Origin of the sequence: Streptacidiphilus carbonis, assembly GCF_000787775.1 — a bacterium.
In the GTDB taxonomy this organism is placed as follows: Bacteria; Actinomycetota; Actinomycetes; order Streptomycetales; family Streptomycetaceae; genus Streptacidiphilus; species Streptacidiphilus carbonis.
Window position 1 is genome coordinate 132,822 of the sequence record NZ_BBPM01000006.1, and the last position, 6,771, is coordinate 139,592.

Here is a 6,771-nt window from a genome sequence, read left to right on the forward strand (position 1 = left end):
TACGGCTACTCGCTGTGGGAGTTCCAGGTCTTCACCGGGACGTCCACCGGAGGCAACTCGGTCACGGTCACCGCCCCGGGCAACCAGACCGCGACCGTGGGCACCGCGACCAGCCTGCAGCTCCACGCCTCTGACTCGGCGTCAGGCCAGACGCTGAGCTACAGCGCCACCGGCCTGCCGACCGGGCTGTCCGTCAACGCCTCCACCGGCCTGGTCTCGGGCACCCCCACCGCGGCCGGCACCTTCACCACCACGGTGACCGCCACCGACACCACCCACGCCGCCGGCTCCGCGACCTTCACCTGGACGATCGGCACCACCGCCCCGGGCTGCACCGGCCAGTCGAACACGCCGAACTTCGGCCCCAACGTCGACATCTTCGACCCGAGCATGTCCAGCGCGACCATCCAGTCCACCCTGGACTCGGTCTTCAACACCCAGAAGCTCAACCAGTTCGGCACCCAGCGCTACGCCCTGCTGTTCAAGCCGGGCACGTACAGCAACACCGCCAACATCGGCTACTACACCTCCATCCAGGGCCTGGGGCAGAACCCCGACGACGTCACCATCAACGGCGACGTGACCGTCGACGCCTTCGACGGCACCGGGAACGCCACCCAGAACTTCTGGCGCTCGGCGGAGAACCTGGCCGTCAACCCCTCGTCCGGCAACACCCGTTGGGCCGTCGCCCAGGCCGGTCCGTTCCGCCGGATGGACATCCACGGCGGGCTGCAGCTCTACCCGGCCAGCTACGGCTACGCGAGCGGCGGCTACATCGCCGACTCCAGGGTCTCCGGGCAGGCGTCGAGCGTGTCCCAGCAGCAGTGGTACTCGCAGGACAGCAACTTCGGCAGCTGGAGCGGCTCGGTCTGGAACATGGCGTTCTCCGGTGTGACCGGCGCCCCCGCCCAGAGCTTCCCCACTCCCCCGATGACCACCCTGTCCACCACGCCGACCTCGCGTGACGTGCCGTACCTGTACGTCGACTCGGCCGGCGCCTACCAGGTGTTCGAGCCGTCGCTGCGGACCAACGCCTCCGGCGCCAGCTGGGCCAACGGTGCGACTCCCGGCACCTCGGTGCCGATGAGCCAGTTCTTCGTGGCCACCCCGTCCAACACCGCGGCACAGATGAACGCGGCGCTGGCGGAGGGCTGCAGCCTGTTCCTCACCCCCGGCGTCTACAACATCGACCAGACGCTGAACGTCACCAACCCGAACACGACCGTGCTGGGCGTCGGCTTCCCGACCCTCGTCCCGACCGGCGGCGTCAACACCATGCAGGTCGGCGACTCCGACGGGGTCCGGATCAGCGGCGTGCTGTTCGACGCCGGCACCACCAACTCCTCGGCGCTGCTGACCGTGGGCACCCAGGGCTCTGCCACCAGCCACGCCGCTGACCCGATCTCCGTCCAGGACGTGTTCTTCCGGATCGGCGGCGACATCGCCGGCAAGGCCACCGACAGCCTGGTGGTCAACGCCAACAACACGCTGGTGAACGACATCTGGGCCTGGCGCGCGGACCACGGCAACGCCGGCACGGTCGGCTGGACCGTGAACACCGCCGACACCGGACTGATCGTCAACGGCAACAACGTGCTGGCGACCGGACTGTTCGTCGAGCACTACCAGAAGAACGAGGTGGTCTGGAACGGCCAGGGCGGCGAGACCATCTTCCTGCAGAACGAGATGCCCTACGACCCGCCGAACCAGGCGGCCTGGATGAACGGCGGCTCCAACGGCTACGCGGCGTACGTGGTGTCGCCGAACGTCACCTCGCACCAGGCGTACGCACTGGGCAGCTACTGCTACTTCAACGTCAATCCGGCGGTGGTCTCCGACCACGCCTTCGAGGCGCCGAACACGGCGGGCGTGAACTTCCACGACCTGCTCACGGTGTCCCTGGGCGGAGTCGGCAGCATCACGCACGTCATCAACCAGACCGGAGCCGCGACCCCCACCAACACCACCCCGTCGAACGTGGTCAGCTACCCGTGACCGCCCGATCCCGAGCGCATTCCTGATCCACCAGGAACCATCAGGACCGCAGTCCCCGGCAACGGGGGCTGCGGTCCTGCCGTTCCGGCCAACCCGCCTCTCCGGCCGCCGAGTTCGCCGCACGATCGCCGGTTGGCATGAGCAGTGCATGGGGAGGAAGGGGCTGGCGTGCCATGGCGCGCCCGATGCCGTTTTCCTCTGGGGGGATCCTCGTATGCCGTATTCCAGAAGCGCCCGCGGTCCGATGCGCGGCGGCGGTGCACGTCGCCTGCTGGCCCGGCTGAGCGCCGGGCTGCTGGCGGCGTCCGCGCTGTCGGCCGTCTCGGTGCTGCCCGCGCACGCCGCCGGCGACCCGGTCGTGTACGTGGCCGACGCCGGCAGCAACACCGTGACCGCCTACGACACGCTCGCCCACGCCGTGGCCGCCAGCGTCCCGGTGGGGGCCATCCCCGACGCCGTGGCGGCCGACCCGGCGGCCTCCACCGTGTACACCGCCAACGAAGGCAGCAACACGGTGTCGGTGATCAGCACCGCCACCAACACGGTGACCACCACCGTGCCGGTCGGCGGAAGCCCCACCGCTCTGGCGGTCAGCCCCGACGGGAAGCGCGCGTACGTCGCCAACGCGGGATCCGACACCGTGTCAGTGATCGACGCCGCCACCGACACCGTGGCCGCGACCGTGCCGATCGGGTCCGGACCGTTCGGTGTGGCGGTCACACCCGACGGGACCACCGTGTACGTCACCGACGGCGGCGACAACACCGTCTCGGTGATCGACGCCGCCACCGACACGGTGACCGCCACCGTCCCGGTCGGCAACGACCCGATCGGCATAGCGATCACACCGGACGGGACGAAGGCGTATGTCGCCGACTACGACAGCCACGCCGCGGTCGACCCCGACACCGTCTCGGTGATCAGCACCGCCACCAACACCGTGACCGCCACCGTCCCGGTCCCGGCCGGCCCGAGCGGCAGGGGTCCGTACGCGGTGGCCGTCGCCCCGGACGGCACCCGGGCCTACGTGGCCAACTACACCGGCGGCACCGTCGCGGTGATCAGTACCGCCACCGACACCGTGACCGCCACCGTCCCGGTGGGCCGCGGCCCTTCCGCGCTGGCGTTCGCCCCTGACGGTACCCAGGCCTTCGTCGCCAACGGCGTCGACAACACCGTCGCGGTGGTCGACACCGCCACCGGCACCGTCAGCTCCACCCTCGGCGGCTTCAACGTCCCGGACGCCGTGGTCGTCGTCGCCCCGGCACCGGCCGTACCGCTCCCGGCCGTCACCGGCCTGAGCCCGAACACCGGGCCGGCGGCCGGCGGCACCACCGTGACGATCACCGGCACCGGACTCACCGGCGCGACCGCCGTCGACTTCGGCGCCACCCCGGCGACCGCGGTGACGGTGAACAGCGGCACCTCCGTCACCGCCATCGCACCCGCCGGCAGGGCAGGAGCCGTGGACGTCACCGTCACCACCCCCGGCGGCACCAGCGCCGTCGGCGGCAGCGACCAGTACACCTATCTCGCCGCGCCGACCGTCACCGCGTTGAGCCCCAGCGGCGGCGCCTCAACCGGCGGCACCGCGGTGACGATCACCGGCACCGGGTTCGCCGGCGCAACGGCCGTCGAGTTCGGCACTGTCCCGGCGACCTCGTTCACGGTAACCAGCGGCATCTCCATCACCGCCACCGCGCCCGCCGGCGCGGCGGGCTCCGGCGTGGACGTCCAGGTGGCCGCCCCCGGCGGCACCAGCGCCGTCAGCGGCGCCGACCGGTACACCTACGACCGCGACAGCACCACGCTCACCGCCGCCCCGATCACGCTGCAGATCGGCGTCGGCCAACTCAGCCTGAACCTGGCGCTGTCGGCCACGCTCACCGACACCACCACCCACCGCCCGGTCCCCGGCCGGACGATCACCTTCACCGTGGGCACGACCACGCTGTGCACCGCCACCACCGACAGCAGCGGCACCGCGAGCTGCCACGGCGTGTGCTCCGTCCTCACGGCGCTGCTCGCGCTGCACTACACCGCCGCCTTCCACGGCACCGCCGCCCTCGCCCCGTCCACCGGGCAGGGCCAGCTCCTCCAGCTCTGACCCGGGCCCGGCTGCCGTGCCCGCGCCGAACGGACGCGCACGGCAGCCGGGCGCCGTCCGACGCACGCGCGGTCCCTGAGCCTGGACGCCGCTCCCGGCCCAGCGTGTGCCGGACCACGGGGCGGCTCAGGCGTCCAGGACCTGGCCCCCGCGGCGGATCACCGGCGCTTCGACGGACCAGGGGAAGTTGATCCATTCGTCCGTGCGCTTCCAGACGTATTCGCAGGTCACAAGGGAGTGCGACTTCTCGTAGATGACGGCGGACCGCACCTCGGCGACCGCGTCGAGGCAGAAGTCGTGGACCAGCTTGAGGGTCCTCCCGGTGTCGGCGACGTCGTCCGCGATCAGGACCTTCTTGTCCGAGAAGTCGACCACGTCGGGCACCGGCGCGAGCATGACGGGCATCTCCAGGGTCCGGCCGACTCCCGTGTAGAACTCCACATTCACCAGGTGGATGTTCTTGCAGTCCAGCGCGTAGGCCAGACCGCCCGCGACGAACACCCCGCCCCGGGCGATGCTCAGCACGATGTCGGGCTCGAACCCGTCGTCGGCGACGGCCTGCGCCAACTCGCGCACCGCGACGCCGAACATCTCATAGGTCAGGTTCTCGCGTGCGCCGCTCATCAGGTGCCCCTCGCAGATTTCAGCTCTCAGCTCTCAGCGTCAGTGTGAGCAGGCTACGGCCACCGGAGCGCCGGTCCCGGCACCGCCCGGAGCGGCGTGGCGAGCGGTACGGACGGGCCGACGATTATGCCACGGACCACCTAACACCCGGATAACAGGGCCGAGTTGTCAGCGCCCCGGTATCGGGCCGGATGCATCCGGCAGAACATCCGGCGAACAGTGGCGCCGACCTCTGCCGCTCGCCGGGTTCAGCGGTGAGGATCACGGCGAATCACACCGCCACACCGCACACTCCGGGGAGTACCTGTGAAGCGTCGTCATCTCCGCCTGGCCGCAGTCCTCAGCACCACCACGCTGCTCGGCGCCGCCGTGCTGTCCCAGGCCAGCGCCGCCCCAGCCGCCCACGGCGGCTCATCCCGCCATGCCGCCGCCAAGCATGTGCTGCTGATCTCCGTGGACGGCCTGCACCAGTCCGACCTGGCCTGGTACATCGCCAGGCACCCGCAGTCGGCGCTGGCCAGGCTGGTCCGCGGCGGCGTCCAGTACACCGACGCCAAGACCACCAACCCCTCGGACAGCTTCCCGGGCATGGTCGCCCAGGCCACCGGCGGCGGCCCCGGCACCACCGGCATCTACTACGACGACACCTACAACGCGGCGCTGCTGCCGGCCGGCACGACCAGCTGCAAGGGCGTCAAGCCCGGCGTGGAGGTGGACCTCACCGAGGACCTGGAGATCAACAAGGCCTCCATCGACGGCGGCCAGGGCCTGAAGAACCTTCCCGGCAGCATCCTCTCGATGACCGGCAACCCCACCAAGCTGATCGACCCGAGCAAGCTCCCGGTCGACCCCAAGACCTGCAAGCCGGTCTACCCGTACCAGTACCTCCAGGTGAACACCATCTTCGAGGTGGCCCGCCAGGCCGGCCTGCGCACCGCGTGGTCGGACAAGCACGCCGCCTACGACATCCTCGACGGACCGTCGGGAACCGGCGTCCAGGACCTGTTCACCCCGGAGATCAACTCCGACGCCCTGGGCTACGCCTCGGGCAACGACTGGACCACCGACAACAAGGCCACCCAGCAGTACGACAGCTACAAGGTGCAGGCCGTCCTCAACGAGATCGACGGCTACGACCACTCGCGCTCGCAGAAGGTCGGCACCCCGGCCATCTTCGGCCTGAACTTCCAGTCCGTCTCGACGGCCGAGAAGCTGCCCACCTCGGACGGGCTCACCGGCGGCTACACCGCCAAGAACGTGCCCGGACCGCTGCTGCGGAACAACCTGGACTACATCAACGCCCAGATCGGCGCGCTCACCGCGGAGATCCACAAGCAGCACCTGGACAGCAGCACCACCGTCATCCTCTCCGCCAAGCACGGCCAGTCGCCCACCGACCCGACCGCGCTCACCCGGATCGACGACGGCCCGCTGCTGGACGGCCTCAACGCCGCCTGGAAGAAGCTCCACCCCGCGGCCGCCGACCTGGTGGTGCACGCGGTGGACGACGACGCCATGCTGCTCTGGCTCTCGGACCGCTCCAAGGCCGCCACCGACTTCGCCAAGGCGTACCTGCTGGCGCAGAGCGGCACCGGCACCGACATCGACAAGAAGGCCAAGGCCTTCACCCACGGCGGCCTGACCAAGGTCTACGCCGGCGCGGACGCCGCGCACTTCTTCGGGGTCAAGCCCGGTGACGCGCGGGTGCCCGACATCTTCGGCGTGGCCCAGTACGGGGTCGTCTACACCGGCGGCACCAAGAAGATCGCCGAGCACGGCGGCGGCCACGCGGACGACCTGGACGTGCCGCTGGTGGTCTCCGGCGCCGGCACCCCGGACCGGGTCACGGACACGGCCACGGTCCACACCACCCAGATCGCGCCGACCATCCTGGCCCTGCTGGGCCTGAACCCGCAGCAGCTGAAGGCCGTCCGCGAGGAGGGCACCAAGGTGCTGCCGGTGCGCTGACACCGGCCCGACGTACAACCAGGTACGGCGGTGGGGCCGGAGCGTACTGCTCCGGCCCCGCCGCCCCCGGGTCATCC

At 70.6% G+C, this 6,771-nt stretch carries 4 protein-coding genes; 3 read left to right on the forward strand and 1 reads right to left on the reverse strand.

Annotated elements, in window-relative coordinates:
* Positions 1-1,995: pectate lyase-like domain-containing protein (locus TR46_RS06815; protein ID WP_052432592.1), on the forward strand; the 1,995-nt coding region annotated here is incomplete at its 5' end.
* A gap of 214 nt (positions 1,996-2,209) precedes the next feature.
* Complete coding sequence (locus tag TR46_RS06820) at positions 2,210-4,102, forward strand: IPT/TIG domain-containing protein (protein WP_084718029.1); 1,893 nt, start codon at positions 2,210-2,212, stop codon at positions 4,100-4,102.
* A gap of 126 nt (positions 4,103-4,228) precedes the next feature.
* On the opposite strand, the gene TR46_RS06825 is transcribed toward TR46_RS06820, so the two are convergent.
* Positions 4,229-4,726: a phosphoribosyltransferase gene (locus tag TR46_RS06825; RefSeq protein ID WP_042395231.1), complete on the reverse strand. Its 498-nt coding sequence runs from the start codon at positions 4,724-4,726 to the stop codon at positions 4,229-4,231.
* Between the two features lie 306 nt (positions 4,727-5,032).
* Between TR46_RS06825 and TR46_RS06830 the strand changes: the two genes are divergently transcribed.
* Complete coding sequence (locus TR46_RS06830; RefSeq protein ID WP_236655231.1) at positions 5,033-6,694, forward strand: alkaline phosphatase family protein; 1,662 nt, start codon at positions 5,033-5,035, stop codon at positions 6,692-6,694.
* The last annotated feature ends 77 nt before the right edge of the window (positions 6,695-6,771 follow it).

Coding starts and splice junctions, on each gene's coding strand:
- TR46_RS06825 (WP_042395231.1), bottom strand. CDS start 4,726: ATGAGCGGCGCACGCGAGAACCTGACCTATGAGATGTTCGGCGTCGCG.
- TR46_RS06820 (WP_084718029.1), top strand. CDS start 2,210: ATGCCGTATTCCAGAAGCGCCCGCGGTCCGATGCGCGGCGGCGGTGCA.